Raw genomic sequence first — 24,940 nt, 5'->3', positions numbered from 1 at the left:
CGGGTGACTGCCGAGGGCTCGGACTTCCTGCAGCTGGACATCGGGGACGCACCACCGGGGCGCCGGTCGGACTGGCTGGCGTCGCGGTTGCGGCACGCCATCTCTGACGGCCGCCTGCCGGTCGGCAGCAAGCTGCCCGCGACCAGGGCGCTGGCCGCGGATCTCCAGGTCTCCCGCGGCGTGGTCACCGAGGCCTACCAGCGGCTGGTCGAGGACGGCCACGTCGCCGGACGCGGCCGCGCGGGCACGGTGGTCGTCGCGGCACCGGCGAGGACGAAGGAGCAAACGACACCTGGGCCGCCGTCCGCGGGCACGATCTTCCAGCCCGCCCCCGGGATCGGCGTCTTCGACTCGCTGCGGTCGACCCCGGCGAAGATCGACCTGTCCCCCGGCGTGCCGGATCTGACGGCCTTCCCGCGAACGGCCTGGTTACGCGCCGAACGAACCGTGCTCAACGACCTTTCGGCGGCGGCCTTCGGCTACGGCGACCCTCGGGGCGCGCCCGCGCTGCGGCTGGCGATCGCGCACTGGATCGCGCGCACTCGTGGCATCACCGCCGACGCCGACGACGTCCTGATCGTCGCCGGTGTCGCGCAGGGCCTCGGGTTGCTGGCCCAAGTGCTGTGCGACAACGGGATCTCCGAGATCGCGGTCGAGGATCCGAGTTCGCTGGGCGCGCGGCAGCATCTGCACGACCGGCGGCTCGCGACCCCGCCGATCCGCGTCGACGACGAAGGCATCGACGTCGGCGAACTGGTCCGCAGCGGTGCGCCCGCCGTGCTGTTGACGCCCGCGCACCAGTTCCCGACCGGTGTCGTCCTCGGCGGGGAACGCCGTCGCGAACTGATGCGCTGGGCCGCGGACGGCGGGCTGATCATCGAGGACGACTACGACGCCGAACACCGCTACGACCGTCCTCCGGTCCCCGCGCTGCGCTCGATGCTCGCCGAACAGGTCTGCTACGCGGGCAGCGTGTCGAAGTGGCTCGCGCCCGCGCTACGGGTGGGCTGGATGCTGGTGCCGCCGCGGTACCGGGACGAGGTGGTCGCGGCCAAACGGTTCGCCGACCTCGGCAACGCCGTCCTGCCGCAGCTGGTGCTCGCGCATCTCATGGAGTCCGGTGAGATGGAGCGGCAACTGCGGTTCGTGCGCAAACGGCACCGCCGTCGGCGGGACGCGATGATCGACGCGCTCCGGACGCATCTCCCGGATGCCGTGGTGCACGGCGCGGCCGCCGGGCTGCATCTGACGATCACCTTCGACGCCGAGTTCTCCGACCTCGACTTCGCCGCCGCCGCGCTGGAGCAGGGCGTGAAGGTGCAGCCGCTGTCGTGGCATTGCCAGCGGCCGATGAATCCGGGGCTCGTCCTCGGCTACGGGGCGAGCCCAGCGACCGACATCGCCGAAGGCATCGCCGTCCTGGGCCGGATCCGGCGCTGACACCCCCGCAATTCGGCACCTGGTTGCGGTAATTCGCGGTCGAACTACCGCGACTAGAGGACGAATTGCCGGGGGAAGGGCAGAAGCGAGGACGGGTCTTCGACGTGGGCGTTGTGGCCGAGTCCCCGGAGTACGGCCGAGTGTGGGCTGAGGGCGCGAAGCTGTTCGGGGCGGCACATGGGGTCGTGTTCCCCGGCCGCGAGGACGACCGGGCAACGCGCGGCACCGAGCAGGCCGCGCATGTCGGGCGCGCCGACGCCGAACGCGCGGGGATCCAGCGCCAGCCGCCAGCCGCCTTCGGTTTCGGCCACGCCGTCGGGATCCGCGTCGGCGATCCCGACCAGACCGGCGATCTTGAGGAAGCCGCGTTCGGCGTCCTCACGGGTCGGGAACACCCTCGGCGGTTTGGCCGCCATGGCGGCCGCCCTCGCGAGGTCGTCCTCGCTCCATTCGACCTTGACGCCGACCGTGAACAGCCCAGCGACCTTCACCCCGAACCAGCCGCTGGCCAGCGCCAGCCCGACCACGCCGCCCAGGGAATGGCCGATCACCAGCACCGGTCCGCGTTCCGGGAGCGCGTCGGCGACCGCCGCGGCCAGACCGCCGAACGAGTAGTGCGGCAACCTGCCCGATCCCCCGTGTCCCGGCAGGTCGGGCGCCAGCCAGCGATATCCCGGCTCCGCCATGAGGCCGTCCCAGACCGCGCCCGTCGCGCCGAGTCCGTGCAGCAGCACCACGGTGGGGCCTTCGGTTCCAGCGGTGCGCATCTTCAGTGTTTCCACCGGACGGATCTTTCCCCAGTCCCCCGTCCTCGGGCTAGTGTTCGGAGCCGTGATCACCGATCCGGACACCTATACCCGGGGCGTGCCGTACGAGCGTCTCGCGGCGCTGCGCCGGGAGTCGCCGGTCGTGCGGGTGGACGATTTCTGGGCCGTGCTGGGGCATTCGGACGTCAAGCACGTGCTGAAGAACCCGAAGCTGTTCTCGTCGCGCCTCGGCGGGACGCAGATCCGGGACCCGGCCACCGAGCAGGACCTCGGTTACGTCCGCCAGATGATGCTCAACATGGATCCGCCCGAGCACGCCCGGCTGCGAGGCCTGCTCACCAAGGCGTTCACGCCGCGCGCCGTCGGCAGGTTGACCGAGCGGATCCACGGCTGGGCAAGGGATCTGATCACCGAGGTCGCGGCGGACGGCCGATGCGACTTCGCCGCCGTCGCCGCCGATCTCCCGCTGCTGACGCTCGCCGAGGTCTTCGGGATTCCCGAGCAGGACCGGCGGTTGATGTACGACTGGAGCAATCGCGTGATCGGCTACCAGGACGCCGACTACGCGGTGAGCGCGACCGTCGAGGCGGACGAGGTCACCGATCTCGCGCGGGCGGCGCTGGCCGTGCGGCCGGTTCCGGGACCGGACGGCGCGATGCCCGATCCGCGCACGCGCGCCGGGATGCCGGACCTCTACGCGTACGCCACCGCGCTCGGCGAGTACAAACGAGAGAATCCCGGCGACGACGTGATGAGCAACCTGATGGGGCACGTCGACGATGTGGACGGGCGCGTCTCGATCGCGGAGTTCGAGAACCTGTTCTGGCTGTTTTCCGTGGCGGGCAACGAAACCTTGCGCAACGGAATCCCCGGCGGAATGCTGGCGCTGTTGTCGCATCCGGATCAGTACCGTCGGCTGCTGGCCGACCGATCACTGCTTCCCGGTGCGGTGGAAGAGATGTTGCGCTGGTGGACGCCGGTCATGCACTTCCGCCGGACCGCGACCGAGGACCTCGTTCTGTCCGATGTGGACATCCGGGCGGGAGACAAGGTCGTCGTCTGGTTCTCGGCGGCGAATCGCGACGAGTCCGTGTTCGGGGACCCGGACCGCTTCGACATCGGCCGTACGCCCAACGATCACGTGACCTTCGGGCACGGCCCGCATTTCTGCCTCGGCGCCCAGCTCGCCAGGGTGCAGCTGTGGGCGATGTTCGAAGCGGTCCTCGACCTGCTCGGCGAGGTCGAACTCGCCGGGGAGCCGGTGCGGTTGCGGTCGAACTTCCAGAACGGGCTGAAATCCCTGCCGATCCGCTGGCAGGGATGAGCCCCTTCCCGCCCCCGAGCGCGGGAAGGGGCCACTCACCCCCGGGTCATTCGGCCGCGGCGAACTCCGGTTCCGCCACGGCGGAGCGGGCTTCGGCCTTGCGCAGGCCGACCACTCCGGACAGCGCCACCAGGACACTGATCACGGCGATGCCGGTGACGACGGTCAGCGCGGGCGCCAAACCGTTCAGCAGCGCGGCCGGGCCGGTGGCGCCACCCGCGTTGCCGGTCAGGACCGCGGTCACCACGGCGAGGCCGATCGCACCGCCGACCTGGATCGACGTGTTCAGCAGACCGCCGGCGAGACCCTGCTCGTCGTCGGAGATGCCGTTGGTCGCCTGGATGTTCAGCGAGGAGAACGCCAGCATGAAGCCGACACCCAGCAGGACCATGCTCGGCAGCACCGAACCGGCGTAGCTGGAGCTCTCGTCGATCCGCAGGAACAACGCGTACCCGATGACGTGGGCGACGACGCCCGCGAGAATCGTGCGCGGCGTGCCTAGCCTGTCGATCAGCGGCTCGATCCTCGGCGAACCGAAGGCCACGATCAGCGCGGCGGGCAGGAACCCGAGCGCGGTCTGCAACGCGGACCAGCCCAGCACGTTCTGCAGGTAGAGCATGACCACGAACTGGAAACCGATGTAGGCACCGAAGAACGTCGCGCCGCCGAGGTTGGCGCGGGCCAGCGGACCGGAACGCAGGATGCCGAGCCGCAGCAGCGGGTGCTTGCTGCGCTTCTCGATGAACACGAACGTGACGAGCAGGGCGAGCGCGAGGGCGAACGAGATCAGCGTCCGCGGGGCGGCCCAGCCGATCTCCGGTGCCTCGACCACGGCGAAGACCAGCAGGAGCGAACCGGCGGCACCGGTGATCGCGCCCGGGAAGTCATAGCCGCGACCGGTCTGCGGTTGGTAGGACGGGATCAGTTTGATCGCGGCGACCAACGCGGCGAGCGCGATCGGCACCGGCAGCAGGAACGTCCAGCGCCAGCCCACCTCGGTGAGCAGACCTGAGAAGACGAGGCCCGCGGAGTACCCGCTGGCACCGAACACGGCGAAAATGCTGATCGCCCGGTTGCGGGCGGGGCCCTCGTGGAAGGTCGTGGTGATGATGGACAGGGCCGCCGGCGCGGTGAACGCGGCCGCGAGACCCTTGATGAAGCGGGTGGCGATCAGCAGCGCGCCGTCGTCGACGAGGCCGCCTAGCAGGGAAGCGAGCGCGAAGACCGCGACGGCGATGAGGAAGACCCGTCGCCTGCCAAGCAAGTCGGCCGTGCGGCCGCCGAGGAGCAGCAGGCCACCGTAGCCGAGCACGTAGGCGCTGATGATCCACTGCAGAGCACCGGTGGAGAGGCCGAGTTCGGCCTGGATGGACGGGAGGGCGACGGCGACCATCGACACGTCGAGCGCGTCGAGGCCCACGACGACGGACACAGTGAGCAGGACACCCCAGAGGCGCGCGTCCCACCTTGTCGAGCTGGTGGACAGCTGCACGGAAGAACTCATGATCCGTACAGTACATGCACACGCATCTAATGCAAGAGCATTTAATGACTTTGCATAAAATTCACGTGCATGCTATATTGGGCCGCGTGAGCGACGTCGCCGAGCAAGACCTGCTGCTGGAGTGGCACAACCTGTCCGCCCGACACGCGGCGGTCTTCGGCAGGCTCGAGTGCCGGTTGCAGGAGCGTCACGGCCTCGGCGTCACCGAATTCGAAGCCCTGGAACGACTGGTGAACTGCGCCGTCGGCAAATGCCGCGCCGCGGACCTGACCGAAGTCGTCCACCTGAGTCAGAGTGCCACGTCACGGCTCGTCGCCCGCCTCGAGCGCGAAGGACTCGTCCAGCGCGCACTCTGCGAGGCGGACCGGCGCGGGATCTTCGTCGTCGTGACCGACGAAGGCCGTCGTCGCTACGAAGAGGCGAAGCCCACGCACCGGGCGACACTCGAAGAAACCCTCACCGTCAAGGCCTGAAGTTCACTTCTCGCCGATCTTGACGGCGGTCAGCGTGATCACCGCGTCCGCGGCCACTTTCGTCCCCGGCGCGGGATCCTGCCCGGTCTGGACCCAGTTCCGGTCCGCGACGAGCATCCGGCCTTTGCCCGTCCCGTCGACCTCGCGCAGGTTGTACAACCCGGCCGCCTGCATCGCGTCCTGCGCGGCCTGATGGTTCATCCCGGAGACATCCGGGACAGTGACGAGCCGCGCGACCGTCGAGGTGGGAGTGCTCGCCTCGGCGGGCGGCTGCACGCTCACCGAAGTCTCGGTGACGGTCGCCGGTGCCCCAGGTCGCGGGTTCGGGGCACCGCACCCGGCGAGGCCGAGCGCGCCGACCGCCAGCAACAGGACGATCCGGCCGGCGGTTCCAGTCATGCGGGACTCCAGTCTGAGATGGCGAGACCGAGAAGAGTCGCGGCCGAGCGGCGGGGCGTTAACACCCGACCGGGCGACACCGCGAGCCATGCCTTTGCCTGGCACTGATCGCGGCGTCTCCCTGATGCCTTCTTTGGCGGGTCTCACGGCGGGCAAAGGTCGAGCGTGGAGCCACGCGAAGCTCTCCTGGCGTGTTACTGGGGACCACACGCGTGACTGGACGGCGATCACGTGTGTTTGGACGGAGAACTCGCGTGACTCGACGGCGGTCACGCGTGACTGGATGGAGAACACGCGACGCCTTGGGGACGTCCCTGATCCTCCGTTGATCAAGGTCCGAGTCCGGCACGCTCGGACCCGAATCGCCACACACGGCCACCGCGACCCACCTCAGCACCTCACTCCTCCTCGCATCCTCAGGTAAAGAATGTTTGACATGGTGTCTGAAATTCTTTACGTTGGGCAGCGTGGCACTGGAAGAGAAACGCGTGTGGATCATGCTCGTGGTCACGGTTTGCGCCTACGCGGTCTACCTGATCGTCGTCCTCGGCCGGGCGAGTTCCGGCACGCTGGTCGAAGTCCCTTACGTGGCACCGTTGTTGTGGACGATCGGGGCGGCCATCGTGGCCTCGATCGTGCTGCACATCGCCGCCGCGCTGATCTCGCCGAAGGACGCGGGCCGCAAGGACCAGCGTGACCGTGAGATCGGCCGGTTCGGCGAGCATGTCGGGCAGTCGTTCGTCGTGATCGGCGGCGTCGCGGCGCTCGTCATGGCGATGGCCGAACTGGACCACTTCTGGATCGCCAACACGGTGTACCTCGCCTTCGTCCTCTCGTCCCTGCTCGGTTCGATCGCGAAGATCGCCGCGTACCGCTGGGGATTCCAGACATGGTGAAACCGACCAAAGTGATGAACTCGATCCGCGCCCTGCGCTTCGCCGCCGGCGAGATGACGCAGGCGCAACTCGCGGACCGGATCGGCGTCACGCGCCAGACGGTCATCGCCATCGAACAGGGCCGCTACTCACCATCCCTGGAGATGGCCTTCCAGATCGCCAGGGTGTTCGGCGTCGGGCTCGACGACGTTTTCCAGTATCCGGACTAGGAAAGAGGCCGCCGTGAAGGCGATCGTCCAGAACGAATACGGCACGACTGATGTTCTCCGGCTGATGGACCTGCCGGAACCCGGAGCGGGGCCGGACGGCGTGGTCGTCCAGGTGCGCGCTGCGGGCGTCGATCCCGGCGTCTGGCATCTCATGGAGGGAACGCCGTACCTCGTGCGGCTGATGGGGTTCGGAGTCCGCAGACCGAAGGCCCGCGTGCGTGGGCTGGACTTCGCCGGGATCGTGCACGCGGTCGGCGAGAACGTGACGGAATTCCGGCCCGGTGACGAGGTTTTCGGCACCTGTCAGGGTTCCTTCGCCGAGTACGCACTGACCACAGTGGACAAGATCGCGCGGAAGCCCGGGCGGCTCGGCTTCCACGAAGCGGCCGCTGTCCCGATCTCCGCTTTCACGGCGCTCCAAGCACTTCGGGACAAAGGCGGGATCACGCCCCGGCAGAAGGTCCTCGTCATCGGGGCGGGCGGCGGCGTCGGCAGCTACGCGGTGCAGATCGCCAAGGCGTTCGGCGCGGAGGTCGACGGCGTGTGCAGTACCGGCAAAGTGGACCTGGTCCGCTCGCTCGGCGCGGACACCGTCTTCGACTACACCCGCGAGGATTTCACCGGCGGCTACGACGTCATCCTCGACACCGCGGGCAACCGGTCGTTGACCTCGCTACGGAAATGCCTTACCCCGCAAGGAACTCTCGTGATCGTCGGCGGCGAAGGCGACGGGAAGTGGATCGGCCCGGTGGGCCGGAACCTGCGGGCACTGCTCCTCGGGCCGTTCGTGAAGCACAAGCTCCGCGGTCTTTTCTCGACGGAGAACCGCGAAGATCTCGAGATCCTGCGCGCGCTCATCGAAGAAGAGAAACTGACGCCGGTCATCGACCGAATCTACTCGCTGGCCGAGGTCCCCGAAGCCATCCGCTACGCGAACGAGGGTCATGTGCGCGGCAAGGTCGTCATCACCGTCTGAACTCCCCCGACAAGAGTTTCCCCGCGCGTTCACCCCCGGCCATCTTGGGCGTGTTCGGTGTCGTGGAGCGACCCACCACAACAGCCAGGGAGACCACCGATGTCCGTCAACCGCCGGGACCTGTTACGAGGCGCCGCCACCGCCGGTGCGCTGGGGCTGGCCTGGCCGTTGAGCTCGCGGATGACCGTCGCGCAGGCGGAGGAGGCCGCGGCGGCGCTGGGGGCGAGCTGGGACGAGGCGCCGTTCACCCTCGGCGTCGCGTCCGGCGACCCGGTCCCGCACGGCGTCGCGCTCTGGACCAGGCTCGCGCCGAAGCCGATGGAGTTCGAGCAGCCGCTGCCGGACACCGTCGAGGTCGGCTGGGAGGTCGCCACCGACCGCGGGTTCCGCCGCCGCGTGGCGCGCGGGACGGCGGCGGCCACCGCCGGGCTCGGGCACAGCTTGCACGTTCCGGTGGCCGGGCTCGAACCGGGCGAGCAGTACTTCTACCGCTTCCACGCCCTCGGCAAGGTCAGCCGGATCGGGCGCACCCGCACCGCCCCGGTCGGGCCGGTCCGGCGAGCGCGGTTCGCCTCGGCGAACTGCCAGGCGTTCCACGACGGGTTCTACGCGGCGCACGCCGGGATCGCGCGGGAGGACCTCGATTTCGTCGTCCACCTCGGCGACTACGTCTACGAGCACGGCCAGGTCGGCGGCAACCCGCTGCGCGACCACGAAGGCCCCGAGGTGCTGACCCTGCCCGCGTACCGGCGGCGGCACGCGCTCTACAAGTCCGACCCGTCGCTGCGGGACGCTCACGCGGCCCACCCCTGGTTCATCACCTGGGACGACCATGAGGTCGTCAACGACTACAGCGGCACCACCCCGTCACTGCGGGCGCGGCGGTCGGCGGCGTATCAGGCCTGGTACGAGCACATGCCGGTGCGGCCGGACCATCCCGAGACGCCGAGGATCCACCGGCAGCGCAGCTGGGGCGACCTGCTCGACCTGTCCATTTTGGACCTCCGCCAGTACCGGTCGGCGCAGAACCTGCCCGACGGCACGATCCTCGGCGCGGACCAGAAGGGGTGGCTCAAGGACCAGGTCACCGGTGCCGGCGAGGCGTGGCACTGCTGGGTGAACTCGATCATGCTGAGCCAGCTGGCGAAGCCGGGTGGCGGCGGCTACATGTTCACCGATCAATGGGACGGCTTCCTCGCCGAACGCAAGGAGGTGCTAACCCACGTGGCCCAGAGCGGCCTCGAAGACCTCGTGGTGATCACCGGCGACTGGCATTCGGCGTTCGTCGACGACATCCGCCCGGACTTCGCGGACCCGGCCACCCCGGTGATCGGGACGGAGTTCACCGCGCACTCGGTCTCCTCCGGCGCCTACTCCCCCGAGTGGAACGCCACGAACGGGCCGAAGATGGGCGCGGCGAACCCGCACCTCAAGTACTTCGAGGGCAACAGGTACGGCTACGACGTCTACGAGGTCACCCCACGCCGCTGGAGCACGCACATGCGGGTGATCGGGGATCGGCGCGACCCGCGTTCGCCGGTGAGCACCCTGACGACGTTCCACGTCGACCGCGGCAGGCCGGGGTCCTATGAGGACCGGGCGACGATCACGTCTCCGGCGCAATACCGGCGCCGCTAGGCCAAAAGGGGAAGCGCGAACTCAGAAGGGGGGCGGGGACGCTCTTTCGGAGCAGCGCGGTTCACCGCACGCGTTCTCGTTTCACCTGGCCGATGAATTCACGACAATTCTTCCGTGCGGCTAATCTGAGCTTTCCATTGGGAACGATACCCGGGAGAAAGCAATGAAGAAGAAAATCGCCGCTTTAGTCTTGGCCGCCCTCTCGGCGGCCGGAATCCTGGTCGGTTCACCGGCCTCCGCGGCGACGGACAGCAAGTTCCCACCCTACGGCTGCGACAGCACCCGCTACGGGATCCTCTTCGGCGAGGGGATTTCCCTGACCTGCTTCTCCCTGCCGAGGCACTCGGAAAACTACCGAGTGGTCGCTCACTGCGCTTCGGGATCGTCCTATTGGTACACCGTCGGACATTGGGTTCCGCTCGGTTTCGGACCGTCGACGACGGAATGTCACGGCGGCCTGCTTTCGAGCGCCTACGTCGCCGGATATCACGTAGACGAATTCTAATATTTCAAGAACGCGATGTGGATCTTGGCCCGGGTCCCCACCGGTCCACTTCCGCGGTGAGCCACCGATGCAGGGAAAGGGCCAGTTCGACCGGCGCGTCGTACTGGATCAGATGCCCGGCGTCCGGAATGACGTCCAGGAGGGCGCCGGGAATCGCGTTCGCGAGTTGTTCCGCCCTGTCCACCGGGATCCACGTGTCGTCCGCGCCCCAGATCACCTTCACCGGCAACGCGAGTTCGGGATAGCGATCCTGGATCTCGTCGGTGTACCGGACGTCCGCCTCGGCGATTTGCCGGTAGAAGGCGCGTTGCCCCTCGGTGTCCAGCCAAGGCCCGGTCAGCGTGGCCAGCTGGGTGGCGGTGAGACCACGATGGGAGGCCGTCCCGATGTAGGACTCGAGCGCGCCTCGGTGCACCGTCGGGGGTTGTGCCTGGAAGACCTCCGCGTTCTCCGCCACGAGCCGGAAGAACTCCGAACCCCACGGCCGCAGCGCGACGACGTCCACCAAGGCGAGTGAGGCGTACTCGGCACCGTGCAGCAGCTTCGCGCGCAGGGAAACCGCCCCGCCGTAGTCGTGGGCGATCACGTGCGGGGCCGTCAGCCCCCAATGCCCGAGCAGGTCGGCGAAAAGCTCACCCTGCGTCCCGAGATCGACGGCGTGACCGGGCTCCTTCGACGAGCGGCCGTACCCCGGCATGTCCCAGACATAGACGGTGAACTCCTTGCTGAGCGCCCGCGCGAAAGGCGCCCACAGCTGCGCCGACCACGGTGTCCCGTGACACAGCACCACCGGGGCGCCCTCGCCGAGGCGTTCCCACGCCACCGAACGACCACGCCATTGATACGTCCGCGACAGCTCCAGTTCGTCGAAACCCATGATCGCGATCGTAGCGGCGCCCACCGTCTCAGTCGGGCAGATGCAGTTCCGTATGCCGTTTGGACAGCATCTCCGCCAGCTCCCGGAGTTTGATGTTCATGTTCTGCGACGTATGCCGCAGGACCTCGAACGCCTCCGCCGCGTCGATCCCGCGCCGCGCCATCAGGATGCCCTTGGCCTGCCCGATCGCGTCCCTGCTGTCCAGCGCCTGCTGGAGCTGTTCCTCCTGGAGCTGACCGCGCGTGACCGCGTGCGTGGTCGCCAGCGCCAGCGACGCGTGCGTCGCCAGCAGCAACAACACGTCCCTGTCGGCCTTGGCGATGCCGTGCGGACTTCGCGAGTAGACGTTCAGCGCGCCCGAAAGCTGCGAACTCGACGCTTCCGGCAATAAGGCCGTCGAGACCAGCGAGTGAAAACCGAGCGCCGCGGCGGCGGGCCCGAACCGGGGCCAGCGGGCGTCTTCGGCGAGGTTGTCGCTGAAGGCCGCCGCCGGTCCCGAAGCCCGCGCGGCTTCGACGCAGGCCCCCTCGCCGTACTGGTACTGCAACTGGTCCAGTTCGCCGGCGATCTCGTCGGTCCGCACCGGCGTGTGGAACCCGCCGTCGGGATCGAGGAGGGTGACGCTCACCAGATCCGCGCCCGGCACCAGGTCGCGAGTCGCGAACACCACTCGTTCGAGTACCGCCGCGACCGAGCCGGAGTCCAGCAGCGCCCTGGTCAGGGACACGAACTGCGAAACCAGTGGCCCGGCGATGAGCCGGGCGCCGTTTTCCGAGGTCACCGGCAGTTCGCCGTCGCCGACATCCTCGACGAATCGGTTCTTGTCCTGCTGCCAGTCGATTTCATCGGCCAAAGCCCGCCTCTCCCACTTCTGCACATCGGCGTGATGCACCACGGGAGTCACCGGCGGGAACCGGCGCCGAGCGCGCACCATCAACCGCCGCAACCAACCCGGTTACCGGCGGATCGGCGCTAACTTCTCAACGCTCAGAACCGCTTTCGGAAACCGACCTTAGCCGAATGCGATCACCCCGCCTACCGCGACCCACGTTCGGCCTGTCCCGGCACTCCCCGTCAGGTCACACCGTCGGCGAACCGTTCCGCCACCTGGCGTAACTCGCCTCTCGCCGAACGAGCCGTGGTTCGAGCACCGAGTCATGTTTCGCACCGGGTTCCGGTTGGTATCCGGCTCCCAGGTAGTCGAGTTCCCGGGGGTGATCACCGTGGCCTCGCTCCAGGCAGAGGAGCAGCGCCGCATCGTCGCGGCGTGTTTCGCACGCACCGGGCTCACCCTGGAACAGCTGTGGCTGAGGTACTTCGCGATGGGCGGCGATGTCAGCGAAGTCGAGCTGGACGGATTCCTTCAGGGACTGGTTCCCCTGCCCAGGATCCAGCGGGACATGGTGGCCCACGCGGTCAACGAGCGGCTCGACGAGGTCGACGGCGTGCGCCGGGCGCCGTACAGCCGCGGAACCGGTGAGGACACCCGTCCCCGCGGTCCGTTGGCCGCACTGGTGGGGCTTCTCGACGGCGCCCACCGAGCCGCGCCGGAACGCCTGCCCGAGATCATCGCCTCGGCAGGCCGGGCGCTGGGCCTCGAGATCGCCGTCTACCTCGTCGACGACGACCAGCGGCAGCTCGTGCCGGTCCCCGGCGAGTCGGCACCCGGTCGGGTACCGCTGGCCATCGAGGCCAGCACCGCGGGCCAGGCGTACCGGCACGCCGGCACCCTGCTGATCGAGGAACCGGAGGGACCTCGTCTGTGGGCCACGCTGCTGGACGGCGACGAGCGCATGGGCGTACTCGAGGTCGAAGCCGGTACGGACGCCGACCTCCACGACCCCGCCTTGCGAACCCAGTGCCAGTGGCTCGCGGCACTGTCCGGGCATCTCCTCGCCGCCGCGTCGAGGTACGGCGACGGTCTCGGCACGCTGAGGCGACAACGACGGCGCAGCCCCGCCGCGGAGCTGCTCTGGCAGAACCTGCCCCCGGCGACCGCCGCGACGCACACCGTCGTGGTGGCGGGCGGAGTCGATCCCACCTACGACGTTCGCGGCGTCGCGTTCGACTACGCCCTCTCCGAAACGAAGGCATGGCTGGCGATCTTCGACGCCGGCCGGGACACCACCTCCGCGGGCCTGATGGTCGCGGCGGCGCTCGCGGCCTCCCGGTCCGCTCGTCGCGAGGGCCTGGATCTGCGCGGCCAGGAAACCGCTGTCGACAAAGCGCTGTCGACGCAGTTCGGCGACGGCGCCACGGTCCGCGGCGCACTGGCCGAAGTGGACCTCACCGACGGCGGGCTCCGCTACCTCGACGCGGGGCGCGAACCGCCGTTCGTGCTCGGCGGCGAGCACGAACAGACCACATTGGACAGTGGTCGGCGACCACCGTTCGGCGCCGGGCCGCCCGGCCGGATCGCGACCGCCTGGCTACGGCCGGGAGATCTCCTGGTCCTGCACACCGAAGGCCTCTCGGACGCGCGTGACACCGACGGCGAACGGTTCGCGTTCGCCACCTGCCTGGCCGACAACGCCGGGCACGTGCCGCCCGAAACCACCCGGCGGGTGCTTCAGGCGGCGAAATCCCACTGCGGCAACGACTTCACCGGTGACGCCGGGCTGCTGATCGCGCGCTGGTCCGGCCTGCCGTGAGGCGGCTCAGCCGCTGAAATCGACGTCCGCGGTCTCGACCGTCCCTCCCTTCCGGCCCGGCGCCACCTGGTAGCGCCAGTACAGATTCGTATGCGCGATGACCTGCTCCGGCTTCGGCGCGCCCCATTCAGATTTGTCCACGGTCGTATGCGCGTCGCCGACCAGCGTCGCGTCATACCCGCGGACCAGGGCACCGTGCAGTGTCGAGCGGATGCAGGCGTCGGTCTCCGCGCCGACGACCACCAGCCGCCCGACGCCGCGTTCCGCCAGCACCTTCTCCAGGTCGGTGTCCTCGAACGAGTCGCCATAGGACTTGTGGACGACCGGCTCGGCGTCGGCCCGGGTCAGCTCACCGACGAGGTTCCATTCTTCGCTTTCGCGCACGAGTTCCTCATCGGAATGCTGCACCCATACGACCGGGACGGCTTCCCGCCGTGCCCTGCCGATGAGAGCGCCGATGTTCGCGACCACCGCGTCGCGCTCGTGGCCCTCGTCGACGACGCCGTTCTGGACGTCGACGACCAAGAGCGCGGTGTTCGGCCGGTTGTCGAGTGTGGTCATGACGGGGTGTCCCTCCTGGTCTGGCTGCTGGGAAGACCCTAGACCGACCCACCGACAAGAATCGGCGATCAAGCCGGAACGGCCAAGGCCTTCGCGTTCCGCTGGACGTCGGACCACGCCCCGTCCCGGCACAATCCGCAGGACGGACCGAAGAACTCCGTGCGGGCCCGCTCGTCACCGGAGAGCCAGAACCGGAACCACGCCGTGATCGCGCCGCGGAACCCGCCTCCGTCACCGACGGGCGTGAAGTGGGTCGCGCCGGCGAGTTCGCCGTAGATCGCGGGCACCTGGTCCGCGAGGCGGTACCGCGGGATGACCAGCAGCGCGGGAATGACGATGGTGTCGAACTGGCCCCCGAGGAAGAACGAAGGCCCCTTCAGCGCCGTCGCGGAGCCCTGCGGCCCCGGCTCGATCGGGATCGTGGTGGTGACGCGGGGATCCGCACCGGCGACGATCGCCCCGCCGCCGCCCTGGGAGTGGCCTGTCGCACCGATGCGCGCGGTGTCGATCTTCCCTTCGTAGCGGCTGCCGGGGCGGGAGTTCTCGGCGATCAAGGTCGTGGCTCCGGCCAGCATCTCCTTGCCTGAGCCCGCGTTCGGCGTGTCGGCGGCCGCGACCACGAAACCGTGTGAGGCCAGATGACGCAACAGGCCGTCGTAGGTCTTCGGGTTCGCGCCGGTCCCGTTGCCCCACAGGATCACCGGGTGCTTCTCCAGCCGCGACGGCCGGTACACGGTGTGCGTACTGTCGAGGGCTTCGACGGTCACCGCGTAAGGACCGGGTTTGCTCCACTGGTCCGCGATCCCGGTCGTGGCCGTCGCGGCGGGCGTGATGCCCACGGTCGCGAGCACGACCATCCCGGCGATCAGTGTCCGTGCGCGAAGTCTCCCCATGGTGGTCACCGTCCTGGTCCGTCCGGGCCCCGTTGCCCGCGACGTTCCCTTCCCAGGGTGTCGGTCCGGTCACCGTAGGTCCATGGGGCCGATCACAAGATCAGGCGAACGAGTCTTGTGACCGGGCCCAAAGCAGGTCAGCTGATGAGCTGCCACAGGTAGCTCGGGCTGCTGACCGGCGCGACGGCCTTCTTCTTCCAGAGGTACTTCACCTTGCAAGGCGGGACGATCCGGTACTTCTGCACGGTGAACGAGCGGCCTTCTTTGTACTGCTGTAGCCGCATCGTCTTTCCGGCGGGCACTGTCGCGGCATACGACCACGAATCGGCCTTCGAGTAACTCGCGCCGACGCTCACCGCCAGCGAAACACTGGCCTTGGCGAAAATGACTCCCGCCTCGGCACTGGTCGTGCCGGTGATCGAGGCGTTGACCGTCGAGGTCGTGGTCTTGTTGTAGGTGATCGTCCCTGGTCCGCGCAGGTAGTCGCTGCGCAGGTTCGTCTTCATCCAGGCCTTGGCGCCGTTCGAGATCGTGTAGTCGGGCGGGTCGTTGACCTCGGGGCACGGCTGGATCGCGAGCGACTGGGCACGCATCGCGAACCTCCCGTAGTCGATCATGAACGAACGGTAATTACGACTACGGGCGACGGCTCGGAAAACCAACCTGTTCGGGTTACACGAACGTCGACAGCCCGTCGAGCAACCTGTCGACGTCCTCGGCGCTGGTGTACGGCGCGAGCCCGACCCGGAGCGCCGGGTCCTCCAGCTTCAAGGCCGCGAAGACTTCGTAGGCGTAGAAAGACCCCGCCGGGGCGACGATCCCCCGTTCGGCGAGATGCCGTTGGGCTTCGCGCTCACGTCCGCCGAGGCCCATCAGGACGGTCGGGGTCCGGTCTGCCGCCTTGCAGTGGACGGTGACAGCGTCCCCCAGCCCTTCTTCCAGCCTGGTGCGCAGCGCGCTTTCGTGGTCGTGCAAGGAGTTCAGCGAGTTCGTCAGCCGGTCCCGCCGCGATCCGCCCGCTTCCGGGTCGAGGGCGGCGAGGAAGTTCACCGCGGCCGTCGCGCCCGCGAGGATCTCGTAGGGCAGGGTGCCGAATTCGAAGCGTTCGGGCACGGCGTCGGACGACGGCATGAGCTTGTCCGGTTCGACGGTTTCGAGGAGGGCGGGCGACGCGCCGAGCACCCCGCAGTGCGGGCCGAGGAACTTGTACGGCGAGCAGACGAAGAAATCCGCTCCCAGCGCGGGAACGTCCACCAGATCATGGGCGGCGAAATGCACACCGTCGACGAACACCAGCGCCCCGGCGTCATGGGCGAGATCGGCGATCCGCCGGATCGGCGGCTTGGTGCCGAGGACGTTCGAGGCCGCCGTGACCGCGACCAGCTTCGTCCGCTCGCTGAGGACGAGGGAATCGAGGTCGAGTTCGGTGGTTTCGGGGTCGATGTCGATCCAGCGGACGGTCAGCCCGGCGCGTTCGGCGGCCTGGACCCAGGGCCGGACGTTGGCGTCGTGATCGAGACGGCTGACGACGATCTCATCGCCCTCGCGCCAGTTTTTGGCCAGGTGCCGGGAAAAGTCGTACGTCAGCTGGGTGGCGCTCCGGCCGTGGACGACGCCTTCGGCAGGCACGTCGAGGAAGTCGGCGTAGGCGGCGCGGAAGCCCGCGACAGCGTTCTCGGCGTTGAGTTCGGACGGGCTGACCGTGCCCCGGTTCGACAGCGGACCGGCCAGTGTGTCGGCGATGGCGTCGGCGACGGGCCGGGGTGTCTGCGTGCCCGCGGGCCCGTCGAAGAAGGCGATTCCGCTGGAGAGGGACGGGAAATGGCGCCGGAGGGCGGCGACGTCGATGGCCATGGCCTCGACTCTGACATCCGGCGAGGGACCGAGTAAACGCTTCGTGGCCGGAACTTTCTCCGGCCACGAAGCGCCTTGGACTCAGTACAGCGTCAGGCGGTACGCGCCGGACTGCGCGGTGCCCGCGAACAGGTATCGGCCGTCCGCGCTGATCGCCATCGAGAGCACCCTGGCGTCGGGCAACGCGCCGGGCACCGGCGACCAGGTGCGGCCGAAGTCCGTGCTGCGCAGCACGCCTCCCCCGGTCACGCTGCTCGCGAACCACACCCTGAAGTCGAACGGATGCGGCAGGATCCGGCTGATCTCACGGGAATCCTCGCCGTCGCGGACCCGCCGGAACGTCCGGCCGTTGTCCTCGCTGAGCAGCAGACCGGCACCGCCAACCAGGACGCGGCCCCAGTGGCTCACCGAGATCGAACTGACCGGCTCGTCGGAGACGTGGGTCCAGGTCTTGCCGCCGTCGTCTGACCGGGACAGGCCGCGGGAATCCCCGCCCCAGACCCGATTCGCGTTCCACGGGTCACCTGCGAACGCGGTGAACCCGTTGTCGATGGGGAGCTTTTCCCAGGTCTTCCCAGCATCGTCACTGCGGTAGAGCACGTAGCCGTTGAGGGTGTAGGCCGAGACGAGGAGCCTGTCCGGGTCGGCCGGATGGGCGAAGATCGCCCTGGGGGTACCTGCCTTCCCCTTCCCCGCGAGCTGCCAGGTGCGCCCGCCGTCACCACTGCGGAGCACGTCGAGCGCGAACCCGTTCCGGGTGACCTGCCAGACGACGTCCGGACGGGCGGGCGAGACGGACAGGCGCGCGTCCTCGTGCAGCCTGTCGGTGGGCTGCGAGTGCCAGGCCCTGTCCTTCGGGGAGACCTTGCCGCGCGGGAGCGGGGTGCTGTAGATCTCCTGCACGCCGGCCGCGACGACGTTTTCGCGCAGAAGGTTCCCGGTGGTCACGAGGTCGCGAATGGATTCGCCGGGTACACCGATCTGCTGGTAGCCGTGCTTGCCGCCGTCGGCGTACACCCCCCGGTACACCGAGGAGATCAGCGTGGTGGCGGGTTTGCCCGCCGCCGCGGGGAGTTCGATCATGTCGCTGACGCCCTCGCCCGGCGCGGGCACCGGTTTCCGGGTCCAGGTGCGGCCGAAGTCCGCGCTGACGTCTATGTCGTTATACGTCGCGATGTACAGGCGGCCGCCGACGAAGCGCGGTTCGCGCAGCGGCTGTCCGCCGGGTTCGCGGCGCAGCACCGTCCAGGTCTTCCCGCCGTCGGTGGAGCCGTGTAGTTCGGGGCCGACCGTGACCACGAACCGCTTGCCGTCCGACGCGACCTGCCAGATCTCGCCGTTGGTCCGGTAGACGAGTTCGGCCCGCGGTTCCTTGCCGCTGACCCCGCGGACCACCCACAGCGAGTACTCCGGGTAGACCGTCGTGAAGTAGGCGTCGTCACCGACCAGGGTGAGTTTGAGCGCGCCGACCGGTGCGGCGACCCCCTCACGCGGCCAGGTCCTCGGCACGTCGTTCCAGTGGTCTCCGCCGTCGGTGCTGACGCTCAGCGAATCGAGGTTCTGTACCACGACGACCCGGCCGGTGGGGTCCGTCGCCATGCCGAACGCGCCGTCGGGATACCACTCGCGCAGGGTCTCCCAGGTCTCGCCGCGGTCGGTGGTGCGCAGCAGCAGGCCGCGCCACTCACCGACCTGATTGCCGGGTTTGTTGCCCACCGCGAGCATCCGGTCTGGATTCACCGGATCGGCGAAGAATCCCTGGATGGCGGTGTCCACCGGCAGTCCCCGACGCGCGGTCCACGAGCCGCCGCGGTCGCCGGAGAGCCACAACGCGGGCGGACCGGGCTGCATCATCGCGAGCCCTGCAGGCGACACGGCCAGCAGCCCGCCGATGCTGTTCGGGCCGACCGGGTCCCAGCCACCGCGCGGCAGCCCGGTCGCGTTGACGTCCGTTGGCGAAGGCAGGGGTTCGGCGGTGGCCACTGACGTCGTCCCGGTGGTCCCGAGAACCGTCAGCAGCCCGAGAACGAGCATGCGTTTGGTGATCGATCTCAGCTTCATGCGGAAGATCTTGGCGCAAGATCCGGCAAAGGTATAGAGATTCATCGGATCTTTACCTCGGAACACTTCCTCCACTACCCTTGCAGCCGCTCACATACGGTCAACTCATCGGATCACTGTCGGTCAGCGATCTCGTGCCTAGCGGACGACGATCGCGATCAGCGCGGCGGCGAGCAAGGTGAGGTACGCGATCGCGTGCGCGCGGTCCGGGATCCGGCCGACCACCCGGCGCGTCACGGCGATGGTCGGCAACGACCCGCACAACAGCGCGCCCGCGGCCACCAGGTCGATGTAACCGAGGTGAGGGGTACTCGAAGCCGTGCCCGTCGCCGCGAAGGCGTAGACGGCGGTGCCGATCACCGCCACCGGCAGGCTCAGCGGATTCGCCAGCGCGGTCGCGTCGGCCATCGGCAGACCCTTGCGCCGCATGAGCGGGACGGTGAGCACACTGCCCCCCACCCCGAGAAAGCTCGCCACCGCACCGATCCCGGTCCCGCCCGCGGTGGTGATGAACCCGCCGAGCGCACGAGGACCGCCGTCGTCCCGCCTGCTCACGAACCCTTTCCTGGCGACGCTGTCGGCGATGGTGAGCGCGAGATAGGCGACGAAAAGCCAGCGCAGGACACTCTCGTCGGCGACGGTGGCGGCGAAGGAGCCGAGCACGGCGCCCAGGCCGATGAAGGCGATGAGCGGCCACAGATAGTCGCGGCGAAGCCGCCCTGTCCGCAGTTGCGCGAGGGTCGCGCTCCCGGCGTTGACCACCATCACCGCGGTCGAGGTGGCCACCGCCACATGCATCGCGCCAAGGGCGTGCTCCGGCTCGGCGAGCGCGAAGGCATAGACGACGGGCACGGTGATGAATCCACCGCCGAATCCGAAAAGGACGGTGGTGACGCCGCTCAGGCAACCGAACCCGAGGAGCACCGAGATCTCGATCAGCACTTCTTCGACGGTAGGCGGTCCCGGCACGGCGGGCATTCGAAAGGGCGCCACTTTCTTTCGCGCATCGGACAGGGCGGGCGTAGCCTCGGTGACGTGCGTGACATCCCCATCGACGAGGTCGACCACCTCGACCGCGCGGTGGTGGCGATCCGCACCGATTACCCACCGGGGCACCGGATTCCCCCGCACCGGCACCGGCGGGCGCAGTTCCTCTACAGCGCGACGGGGTCGATGCGGGTCGAAACGGCGGACGGCACGTGGACCATCCCGACCCGGCGCGCGGTGCTCGTCCCGCCGGAGACCGGGCATCAGGTCTTCACGACGAACGTGAGCACCAGGAGCCTTTACATCGAGCCGAAGGCGGTGCCGTGGTTCCCCCGGCGCTGCCAGGTCGTCGAGGTCTCCGCGCTGCTCCGGGAACTGCTGAACGAGGCCGTCGGCGTGCCGGAGCTGTACTCCCCGCGAGGACGGGACGCCGCGGTCATCGGCCTGATCCTGCACGAGATCCGCCGGTCCGCCCCGGTCCGGCTCGATCTCCCCCTGCCGAAACACGAACGGCTGCGCACCCTGTGCGAGTCCTTTTTGGACAATCCGGACATCCACGATCCGGTGAACGCCTGGGCGTCCCGGCTGCACGTGAGCGAGCGGACGCTGAACCGGATCTTCACCGCCGAGACCGGGCTGAGTTTCGCGCGCTGGCGGCAACGGGCCTGTGTCCTGCATTCGCTTTCGCTGCTGTCGGACGATCAACCCATCGCCGGGATCGCCGCTTCGCTCGGCTACGAGAGCCCTGCCGCGTTCTCCACCATGTTCACCCGGCTTCTCGGCAGCTCACCGAGGGACTACCGCGCGGCGTCCGCGTTGTGAGCGCGGTAACGTCGGGGCGAATCCCCTACTCTCGAACAGAAAGCAGGACGGTCATGATCTTCATCACGGCGAAGTTCCGGGTTCGTCCCGAACACGCGGACCTGTGGCCGGAAATCGCGCGCGACTTCACCGAGGCGACCCGCGCCGAACCCGGTTGCCTCTGGTACGACTGGTCCCGCAGCCTCGACGACCCGAACGAATACGTTCTCGTCGAAGCCTTCCGTGACGACGACGCGGGCGCGGCCCACGTCGGTTCGGAGCATTTCCGCGCGGCTCGGCGCGATCTGCCCCAGTACCTGGCCGAGACCCCGCGGATCATCAACGCGAAGGTCGATCAGGACGGCTGGTCGGAACTGGGCGAACTCGCCGTCGAGTAGGTTCCACCTCAGCCACGCTGTGCTCGTGCCGCCCCGAAGCAGTACACACCGAACGCGGCGACTCCGGCGGCCACCACGATGAGCAGCACCGTGCCGAAGGGCTGAGCTGCCAGGGCGCGCAGGGCGGCGTCGAGCCCGCCGGAGCGGGACGGGTCGTGCGCCAGCGCCGCGATTCCGAGGAGCACCGCGACCATGCCGAACACGACACCCCGTGCCACATAACCGATCCGCCCGAGCCGCTCGACCCACCGCCGGGTCCCCGACGGCAACGTCGAGAGGTCGAGATCCCGCTCGAAGCTCCGGCGCACCCCGTTCACCACCGATGCCACGGCGACACCGAGCACGATGACGGCCGCCACGATCACCAGGAACGGACCGGCTGGCAACGCGAGCAGTCGCGCGGTGAGCTCCTGCTGTTTCTGGTCGCCACTGCCCTGTTCACCCGCCCCCGCGGCGAGCCTGGCCGCGTACACCCCCAGCGAGATCCCCACCAGGCAGCGCGCTCCGGACTTCACCCGCTTGGCGACGCGCTGCCGCTGCTTGTCGATCCAGGTGTACCCGACCGCGGCCAGCAGCGCCTGCCACAAGCCGTATGCCACCAGTCCGGCCGCCAGTACCCACAACAGCACGCCACCCAACGGGGTCGAGCCGACCTCGGCGACCGCACCACGCCCGTCGGCCTCCTGGCCGCCACCGCCGACGGCGATACGCACCGCCAGGTACCCGATGAGCAGGTACACCAGCCCGTAGCACCCCATCCCGATCCGCCCGAGCACCTGGACGGCGGTGCTGTGGCGGACCTGTCTCGCCTTGTTCCCGGACATCCGGCTCACTTCCTCCATCGGCATCTTCCGAGTCTCGCGGCCGAAGACCGGGGCCGCCGTGTGACTGGTCCATCCAGCCCAGCGCGAAGCGGGAACGGCGTGCTCGACGAGATGACGGCGGCCTCACTACCCGAGAATCCCGGCCGGAAGGACGTGTCGTGACTTCACTCGCAGAACTTGGCCGCGGCCGCCGTCGACCACCTTCTCGGCTACCGCTCACGATCACGATCGCACCGCCATGGCCCGGCCGAGCGGAACTTTCCCGACTTTTTTCCGCGGCGATGTCGGATAGCGCCGATCCCGTTCGTAGGCATGGTGAGAGGAGGCCGAAATGACACGGAGCACGCACATCACGGCCGAGGAGAACGAGAGCGCCACCCTGACCGTCGCCGCGTCCGCCACCAGGGTGTTCACGGTCCTGGCGAACCCGGCGACGCATTCCGCGATCGACGGCACCGGCTGGGTTCAGGAACCCGCCGACCCCGCGCCGCTGACCGAGGTCGGGCAAATCTTCCGGATGGACATGTATCACCCCAAACACCCGGACGGTGATTACCGGGTGGCCAACAAAGTCGAGGTGCTCGACTCACCGCGCGCCATCGGCTGGCTGACGGGGACGGAGAAGGCCGACGGACGGCTGGAGTTCGGCGGCTGGATCTGGCGCTACGACCTGACGCCGCTCGGCCCGTCCGAAACCGAGGTCACGCTCTCCTACGACTGGTCTGCCGTGCCGCCGTCCGTCCGGGAGTACATCCAGTTCCCGCCGTTCGGTCCCGAACACCTCGTCAACTCGCTGCGCCACCTGGCCGAACTCGCTGAAGGAGCATCATGACCGCGACCTACACCTTCGACGTCTTTTCCAGCCTCGACGGCTTCGGCTCCCACACCGGAGATTGGGGCGGCTACTGGGGAAAGCAAGGCCCTGAACTGCTCGAGCACCGCCTCGCGTTGTACGACGCGGAGCAGCGAATGGTCTTCGGCGCCACCACGTTTCGGGCGAACGTGGAGATGCTCTCGGGCATCGTGGAATCCGAGGGCCTTGATCCCTGGGTCACCCGGATGAAGAACCTTCCGGCGACGGTGGTGTCGTCCACGCTGCGAGAACCACTCGACTGGCTGGACGCGACCGTCGTGCGTGGCGACGCCGTCGAAATCGTCGCCAAGCTCAAAGAGGAGTCCGAGGTTCCGTTGCGCTCGCACGGAAGTCTGGCGTTGAACCGGGCGCTGATGGCCGCCGGTCTGGTCGACCGTATCCAGGTGACGGTCTTCCCGGTGATCACCGGTCAGACCGGAGTGGATCCGATCTTCCAGGGCGCCGCCGATTTCGACCTCGAACTGCTCGAAAGCCGGACGCTCGACGGCCACACCCAGGAGCTCGTCTACCGGCCCGTCCCGCACGGCTGAGCAGGACTAGATCAGCGGTCGAGCCAAGGAGCCAGCAACGCCTCGAGATCGGCGTCCGACAACGCATACGGCCCGCCGTGGAACTCGTGCCACCGCGAAGCGTCGCGTGCCGCGTTGTACTCCACCTCGAACGCGCGCATCAGCACGTACATGAACGTCACCGAGCTGAACCGCTCACCGAGCAGCGTTCGGGCCTCGCGCGCGACACCTGTCGCGCCATGGCCGATCACGTCCGCGAGCCTCAGCTCGTCCGCAGCCGGATCCAGCAGGCTGGGGGCATACATCACGACAAATTCTCCATCACCGAAACGAAAAATCAGTTCTCAGCGGCAAGCTGACCGCAAGCCGCGGCGATCTCCTGGCCGCGCGTGTCCCGCACCGTGCAGGCGACCCCGCCCGCGTTCACCAGCCGGACGAACTCACGCTCCACCGGCTTCGGCGACGCGTCCCACTTCGAACCCGGGGTCGGGTTCAACGGGATCACGTTCACGTGCACCAGCTGACCCAGGTGCTGGCGCAGGCGCTTCGCCAGCAGCTCCGCACGCCAAGGCTGGTCGTTGATATCGCGGATCAACGCGTACTCGATGGACACACGACGACCGGAAGTGTCCGCGTAGTACCGGGCGGCCGACAGGACCTCGTCCACCGACCAGCGCTCGTTCACCGGCACCAGGGTGTCCCGCAGCTCGTCGTCCGGCGTGTGCAGTGAAACGGCGAGGCGCACCTGCATCTTCTCGTCGGCCAGCTTCCGGATCGCCGGAGCGAGCCCCACCGTCGACACCGTCACCGAACGCTGGCCGATACCCAGGCCCTCCGGCGAAGGGTCGGTGATACGCCGGACGGCGGCGACCACACGCTTGTAGTTCGCCAGCGGCTCGCCCATGCCCATGAAGACGATGTTCGACAGACGGCCGGGGCCGCCGGTCATCTCGCCGTCGCGCATCACGGCGGCGGCCGAGCGGACCTGGTCGACGATCTCCGCCGTCGAAAGGTTCCGGTCGAGGCCGCCTTGGCCGGTCGCGCAGAACGGGCACGCCATGCCGCAGCCCGCCTGGCTCGAGATGCACAGGGTCGCGCGGTCCGGGTAGCGCATCAGCACGCTCTCCAGCAACGTCCCGTCGTGCGCGCGCCACAGGGTCTTGCGAGTGGTGCCGTCGTCGCAGGCGAGCGCCTTGATCTCGGTGAGCAGCGTCGGCATCAGATCGCCGACGAGCTTCTCCCGCGACGCCGCCGGGATGTCGGTCATCTCCTCCGGGTTCACCGTGAGCCGCGAGAAGTAGTGGTTCGACAGCTGCTTCGCGCGGAACGGCTTCTCACCCAGCTCGGTGACGGCCTCGGCCCGCTCGGCGGCGGTGAGGTCGGCGAGGTGGCGCGGCGGGAGGCCGCGCTTGGGCGCGTCGAAGACGAGAGGGAGGGCAGTCATAGCTCAACCAGTCTCCCATGTCCACTCTCGCCGCGCCCGGGGCGCCCCGGATCGTTGTTCCCCAGGTCACGTATG

27 protein-coding genes are annotated in these 24,940 nt (G+C 68.6%); 13 read left to right on the top strand and 14 right to left on the bottom strand.

Annotated elements, in window-relative coordinates:
• Positions 1–3: 3 nt before the first annotated feature.
• Positions 4–1,440 carry a PLP-dependent aminotransferase family protein gene (locus tag ACLARN_RS06240; protein WP_409490316.1) on the top strand — a complete coding sequence of 479 codons (1,437 nt, stop codon included), beginning with the start codon at positions 4–6 and terminating at the stop codon, positions 1,438–1,440.
• A gap of 53 nt (positions 1,441–1,493) precedes the next feature.
• Here the strand turns inward: ACLARN_RS06240 and ACLARN_RS06235 are convergent, their stop codons facing one another.
• Positions 1,494–2,222 (bottom strand): alpha/beta fold hydrolase, encoded by a 729-nt coding sequence (locus tag ACLARN_RS06235; RefSeq protein ID WP_409490315.1) that lies wholly within the window; start codon positions 2,220–2,222, stop codon positions 1,494–1,496.
• Positions 2,223–2,271: 49 nt separating this feature from the next.
• Here ACLARN_RS06235 and ACLARN_RS06230 point away from each other — a divergent pair, with 49 nt between their 5' ends.
• On the top strand, positions 2,272–3,531 hold the full coding sequence (locus ACLARN_RS06230) for a cytochrome P450 (RefSeq protein ID WP_409490314.1): 1,260 nt from the start codon (positions 2,272–2,274) through the stop codon (positions 3,529–3,531).
• Between the two features lie 46 nt (positions 3,532–3,577).
• On the opposite strand, the gene ACLARN_RS06225 is transcribed toward ACLARN_RS06230, so the two are convergent.
• Positions 3,578–5,035, bottom strand: a complete 1,458-nt coding sequence (locus ACLARN_RS06225) for an MFS transporter (protein WP_409490313.1) — start codon at positions 5,033–5,035, stop codon at positions 3,578–3,580.
• A gap of 86 nt (positions 5,036–5,121) precedes the next feature.
• Between ACLARN_RS06225 and ACLARN_RS06220 the strand changes: the two genes are divergently transcribed.
• The gene (locus ACLARN_RS06220) at positions 5,122–5,508 is read left to right on the top strand and encodes a MarR family winged helix-turn-helix transcriptional regulator (RefSeq protein ID WP_076155277.1); all 387 of its coding nucleotides are present in this window, start codon (positions 5,122–5,124) and stop codon (positions 5,506–5,508) included.
• Positions 5,509–5,511: 3 nt separating this feature from the next.
• Here ACLARN_RS06220 and ACLARN_RS06215 read toward each other — a convergent pair whose 3' ends face one another.
• Entirely contained in the window at positions 5,512–5,907 is a 396-nt protein-coding gene (locus tag ACLARN_RS06215) for a PASTA domain-containing protein (RefSeq protein WP_409490312.1), read from the bottom strand.
• Between the two features lie 467 nt (positions 5,908–6,374).
• Here ACLARN_RS06215 and ACLARN_RS06210 point away from each other — a divergent pair, with 467 nt between their 5' ends.
• The 5 genes from ACLARN_RS06210 to ACLARN_RS06190 all read left to right on the top strand — a co-directional run bounded on the left by ACLARN_RS06210 (position 6,375) and on the right by ACLARN_RS06190 (position 10,131).
• Entirely contained in the window at positions 6,375–6,803 is a 429-nt protein-coding gene (locus ACLARN_RS06210) for a hypothetical protein (protein ID WP_409490311.1), read from the top strand.
• Positions 6,797–7,012 carry a helix-turn-helix transcriptional regulator gene (locus ACLARN_RS06205; RefSeq protein ID WP_101609616.1) on the top strand — a complete coding sequence of 72 codons (216 nt, stop codon included), beginning with the start codon at positions 6,797–6,799 and terminating at the stop codon, positions 7,010–7,012. Before ACLARN_RS06210 ends, ACLARN_RS06205 begins: the two co-directional genes overlap by 7 nt.
• Before the next feature lie 13 nt (positions 7,013–7,025).
• Positions 7,026–7,988: an NAD(P)-dependent alcohol dehydrogenase gene (locus ACLARN_RS06200; RefSeq protein WP_409490310.1), complete on the top strand. Its 963-nt coding sequence runs from the start codon at positions 7,026–7,028 to the stop codon at positions 7,986–7,988.
• A 99-nt stretch (positions 7,989–8,087) separates the two neighbouring features.
• Positions 8,088–9,626 (top strand): alkaline phosphatase D family protein, encoded by a 1,539-nt coding sequence (locus ACLARN_RS06195; RefSeq protein ID WP_409490309.1) that lies wholly within the window; start codon positions 8,088–8,090, stop codon positions 9,624–9,626.
• 163 nt (positions 9,627–9,789) lie between these two features.
• Positions 9,790–10,131, top strand: coding sequence for a hypothetical protein (locus tag ACLARN_RS06190; protein ID WP_409490308.1), 342 nt, complete (start codon positions 9,790–9,792; stop codon positions 10,129–10,131).
• 4 nt (positions 10,132–10,135) lie between these two features.
• Here the strand turns inward: ACLARN_RS06190 and ACLARN_RS06185 are convergent, their stop codons facing one another.
• On the bottom strand, positions 10,136–11,008 hold the full coding sequence (locus ACLARN_RS06185) for an alpha/beta fold hydrolase (RefSeq protein ID WP_409490307.1): 873 nt from the start codon (positions 11,006–11,008) through the stop codon (positions 10,136–10,138).
• A 28-nt stretch (positions 11,009–11,036) separates the two neighbouring features.
• Positions 11,037–11,861 carry a GAF and ANTAR domain-containing protein gene (locus ACLARN_RS06180; protein WP_409490306.1) on the bottom strand — a complete coding sequence of 275 codons (825 nt, stop codon included), beginning with the start codon at positions 11,859–11,861 and terminating at the stop codon, positions 11,037–11,039.
• Positions 11,862–12,222: 361 nt separating this feature from the next.
• Here ACLARN_RS06180 and ACLARN_RS06175 point away from each other — a divergent pair, with 361 nt between their 5' ends.
• Positions 12,223–13,659, top strand: a complete 1,437-nt coding sequence (locus ACLARN_RS06175) for a PP2C family protein-serine/threonine phosphatase (protein WP_409490305.1) — start codon at positions 12,223–12,225, stop codon at positions 13,657–13,659.
• A gap of 6 nt (positions 13,660–13,665) precedes the next feature.
• On the opposite strand, the gene ACLARN_RS06170 is transcribed toward ACLARN_RS06175, so the two are convergent.
• From ACLARN_RS06170 to ACLARN_RS06145, 6 genes are all read right to left on the bottom strand, one after another.
• Positions 13,666–14,220, bottom strand: coding sequence for an isochorismatase family protein (locus ACLARN_RS06170; protein WP_409490304.1), 555 nt, complete (start codon positions 14,218–14,220; stop codon positions 13,666–13,668).
• A gap of 68 nt (positions 14,221–14,288) precedes the next feature.
• Positions 14,289–15,113 carry a chlorophyllase/cutinase-like alpha/beta fold protein gene (locus ACLARN_RS06165; RefSeq protein WP_409490303.1) on the bottom strand — a complete coding sequence of 275 codons (825 nt, stop codon included), beginning with the start codon at positions 15,111–15,113 and terminating at the stop codon, positions 14,289–14,291.
• A 137-nt stretch (positions 15,114–15,250) separates the two neighbouring features.
• Positions 15,251–15,730 carry a hypothetical protein gene (locus ACLARN_RS06160; RefSeq protein WP_409490302.1) on the bottom strand — a complete coding sequence of 160 codons (480 nt, stop codon included), beginning with the start codon at positions 15,728–15,730 and terminating at the stop codon, positions 15,251–15,253.
• Between the two features lie 55 nt (positions 15,731–15,785).
• On the bottom strand, positions 15,786–16,967 hold the full coding sequence (locus ACLARN_RS06155) for a cysteine desulfurase-like protein (protein ID WP_409490301.1): 1,182 nt from the start codon (positions 16,965–16,967) through the stop codon (positions 15,786–15,788).
• Between the two features lie 81 nt (positions 16,968–17,048).
• Positions 17,049–19,028, bottom strand: a complete 1,980-nt coding sequence (locus ACLARN_RS06150) for a WD40/YVTN/BNR-like repeat-containing protein (RefSeq protein WP_409490300.1) — start codon at positions 19,026–19,028, stop codon at positions 17,049–17,051.
• Positions 19,029–19,166: 138 nt separating this feature from the next.
• The gene (locus ACLARN_RS06145; RefSeq protein WP_409490382.1) at positions 19,167–19,970 is read right to left on the bottom strand and encodes a sulfite exporter TauE/SafE family protein; all 804 of its coding nucleotides are present in this window, start codon (positions 19,968–19,970) and stop codon (positions 19,167–19,169) included.
• 93 nt (positions 19,971–20,063) lie between these two features.
• Here ACLARN_RS06145 and ACLARN_RS06140 point away from each other — a divergent pair, with 93 nt between their 5' ends.
• Together ACLARN_RS06140 and ACLARN_RS06135 are read left to right on the top strand one after the other, a co-directional pair.
• Positions 20,064–20,837, top strand: a complete 774-nt coding sequence (locus tag ACLARN_RS06140; protein WP_409490299.1) for an AraC family transcriptional regulator — start codon at positions 20,064–20,066, stop codon at positions 20,835–20,837.
• Positions 20,838–20,890: 53 nt separating this feature from the next.
• On the top strand, positions 20,891–21,214 hold the full coding sequence (locus tag ACLARN_RS06135) for a putative quinol monooxygenase (RefSeq protein ID WP_409490298.1): 324 nt from the start codon (positions 20,891–20,893) through the stop codon (positions 21,212–21,214).
• Between the two features lie 8 nt (positions 21,215–21,222).
• Here ACLARN_RS06135 and ACLARN_RS06130 read toward each other — a convergent pair whose 3' ends face one another.
• On the bottom strand, positions 21,223–22,038 hold the full coding sequence (locus ACLARN_RS06130; protein ID WP_409490381.1) for a DUF1206 domain-containing protein: 816 nt from the start codon (positions 22,036–22,038) through the stop codon (positions 21,223–21,225).
• 331 nt (positions 22,039–22,369) lie between these two features.
• Here ACLARN_RS06130 and ACLARN_RS06125 point away from each other — a divergent pair, with 331 nt between their 5' ends.
• Together ACLARN_RS06125 and ACLARN_RS06120 are read left to right on the top strand one after the other, a co-directional pair.
• The gene (locus ACLARN_RS06125) at positions 22,370–22,870 is read left to right on the top strand and encodes a polyketide cyclase (protein WP_409490297.1); all 501 of its coding nucleotides are present in this window, start codon (positions 22,370–22,372) and stop codon (positions 22,868–22,870) included.
• Positions 22,867–23,442, top strand: a complete 576-nt coding sequence (locus ACLARN_RS06120; RefSeq protein ID WP_409490296.1) for a dihydrofolate reductase family protein — start codon at positions 22,867–22,869, stop codon at positions 23,440–23,442. The genes ACLARN_RS06125 and ACLARN_RS06120 overlap by 4 nt, the downstream gene beginning before the upstream one ends.
• Before the next feature lie 11 nt (positions 23,443–23,453).
• Here ACLARN_RS06120 and ACLARN_RS06115 read toward each other — a convergent pair whose 3' ends face one another.
• Both ACLARN_RS06115 and rlmN read right to left on the bottom strand, forming a co-directional pair.
• Entirely contained in the window at positions 23,454–23,726 is a 273-nt protein-coding gene (locus tag ACLARN_RS06115) for a hypothetical protein (RefSeq protein ID WP_409490295.1), read from the bottom strand.
• Positions 23,727–23,758: 32 nt separating this feature from the next.
• Entirely contained in the window at positions 23,759–24,865 is a 1,107-nt protein-coding gene (gene rlmN / locus ACLARN_RS06110; protein ID WP_409490294.1) for a 23S rRNA (adenine(2503)-C(2))-methyltransferase RlmN, read from the bottom strand.
• Positions 24,866–24,940: the final 75 nt, after the last annotated feature.

The organism is Amycolatopsis sp. cmx-11-12 (genome assembly GCF_046269425.1).
In the GTDB taxonomy this organism is placed as follows: Bacteria; Actinomycetota; Actinomycetes; order Mycobacteriales; family Pseudonocardiaceae; genus Amycolatopsis.
Note: the sequence above shows the minus strand (reverse complement) of the source record. Positions and strands in the feature narration are given on the sequence as shown.

Coding starts and splice junctions, on each gene's coding strand:
- ACLARN_RS06225 (WP_409490313.1), bottom strand. CDS start 5,035: ATGAGTTCTTCCGTGCAGCTGTCCACCAGCTCGACAAGGTGGGACGCG.
- ACLARN_RS06215 (WP_409490312.1), bottom strand. CDS start 5,907: ATGACTGGAACCGCCGGCCGGATCGTCCTGTTGCTGGCGGTCGGCGCG.
- ACLARN_RS06205 (WP_101609616.1), top strand. CDS start 6,797: ATGGTGAAACCGACCAAAGTGATGAACTCGATCCGCGCCCTGCGCTTC.
- ACLARN_RS06195 (WP_409490309.1), top strand. CDS start 8,088: ATGTCCGTCAACCGCCGGGACCTGTTACGAGGCGCCGCCACCGCCGGT.
- ACLARN_RS06190 (WP_409490308.1), top strand. CDS start 9,790: ATGAAGAAGAAAATCGCCGCTTTAGTCTTGGCCGCCCTCTCGGCGGCC.
- ACLARN_RS06185 (WP_409490307.1), bottom strand. CDS start 11,008: ATGGGTTTCGACGAACTGGAGCTGTCGCGGACGTATCAATGGCGTGGT.
- ACLARN_RS06170 (WP_409490304.1), bottom strand. CDS start 14,220: ATGACCACACTCGACAACCGGCCGAACACCGCGCTCTTGGTCGTCGAC.
- ACLARN_RS06165 (WP_409490303.1), bottom strand. CDS start 15,113: ATGGGGAGACTTCGCGCACGGACACTGATCGCCGGGATGGTCGTGCTC.
- ACLARN_RS06160 (WP_409490302.1), bottom strand. CDS start 15,730: ATGATCGACTACGGGAGGTTCGCGATGCGTGCCCAGTCGCTCGCGATC.
- ACLARN_RS06155 (WP_409490301.1), bottom strand. CDS start 16,967: ATGGCCATCGACGTCGCCGCCCTCCGGCGCCATTTCCCGTCCCTCTCC.
- ACLARN_RS06150 (WP_409490300.1), bottom strand. CDS start 19,028: ATGAAGCTGAGATCGATCACCAAACGCATGCTCGTTCTCGGGCTGCTG.
- ACLARN_RS06135 (WP_409490298.1), top strand. CDS start 20,891: ATGATCTTCATCACGGCGAAGTTCCGGGTTCGTCCCGAACACGCGGAC.
- ACLARN_RS06130 (WP_409490381.1), bottom strand. CDS start 22,038: ATGTCCGGGAACAAGGCGAGACAGGTCCGCCACAGCACCGCCGTCCAG.
- ACLARN_RS06125 (WP_409490297.1), top strand. CDS start 22,370: ATGACACGGAGCACGCACATCACGGCCGAGGAGAACGAGAGCGCCACC.
- ACLARN_RS06120 (WP_409490296.1), top strand. CDS start 22,867: ATGACCGCGACCTACACCTTCGACGTCTTTTCCAGCCTCGACGGCTTC.
- ACLARN_RS06115 (WP_409490295.1), bottom strand. CDS start 23,726: ATGTATGCCCCCAGCCTGCTGGATCCGGCTGCGGACGAGCTGAGGCTC.
- rlmN (WP_409490294.1), bottom strand. CDS start 24,865: ATGACTGCCCTCCCTCTCGTCTTCGACGCGCCCAAGCGCGGCCTCCCG.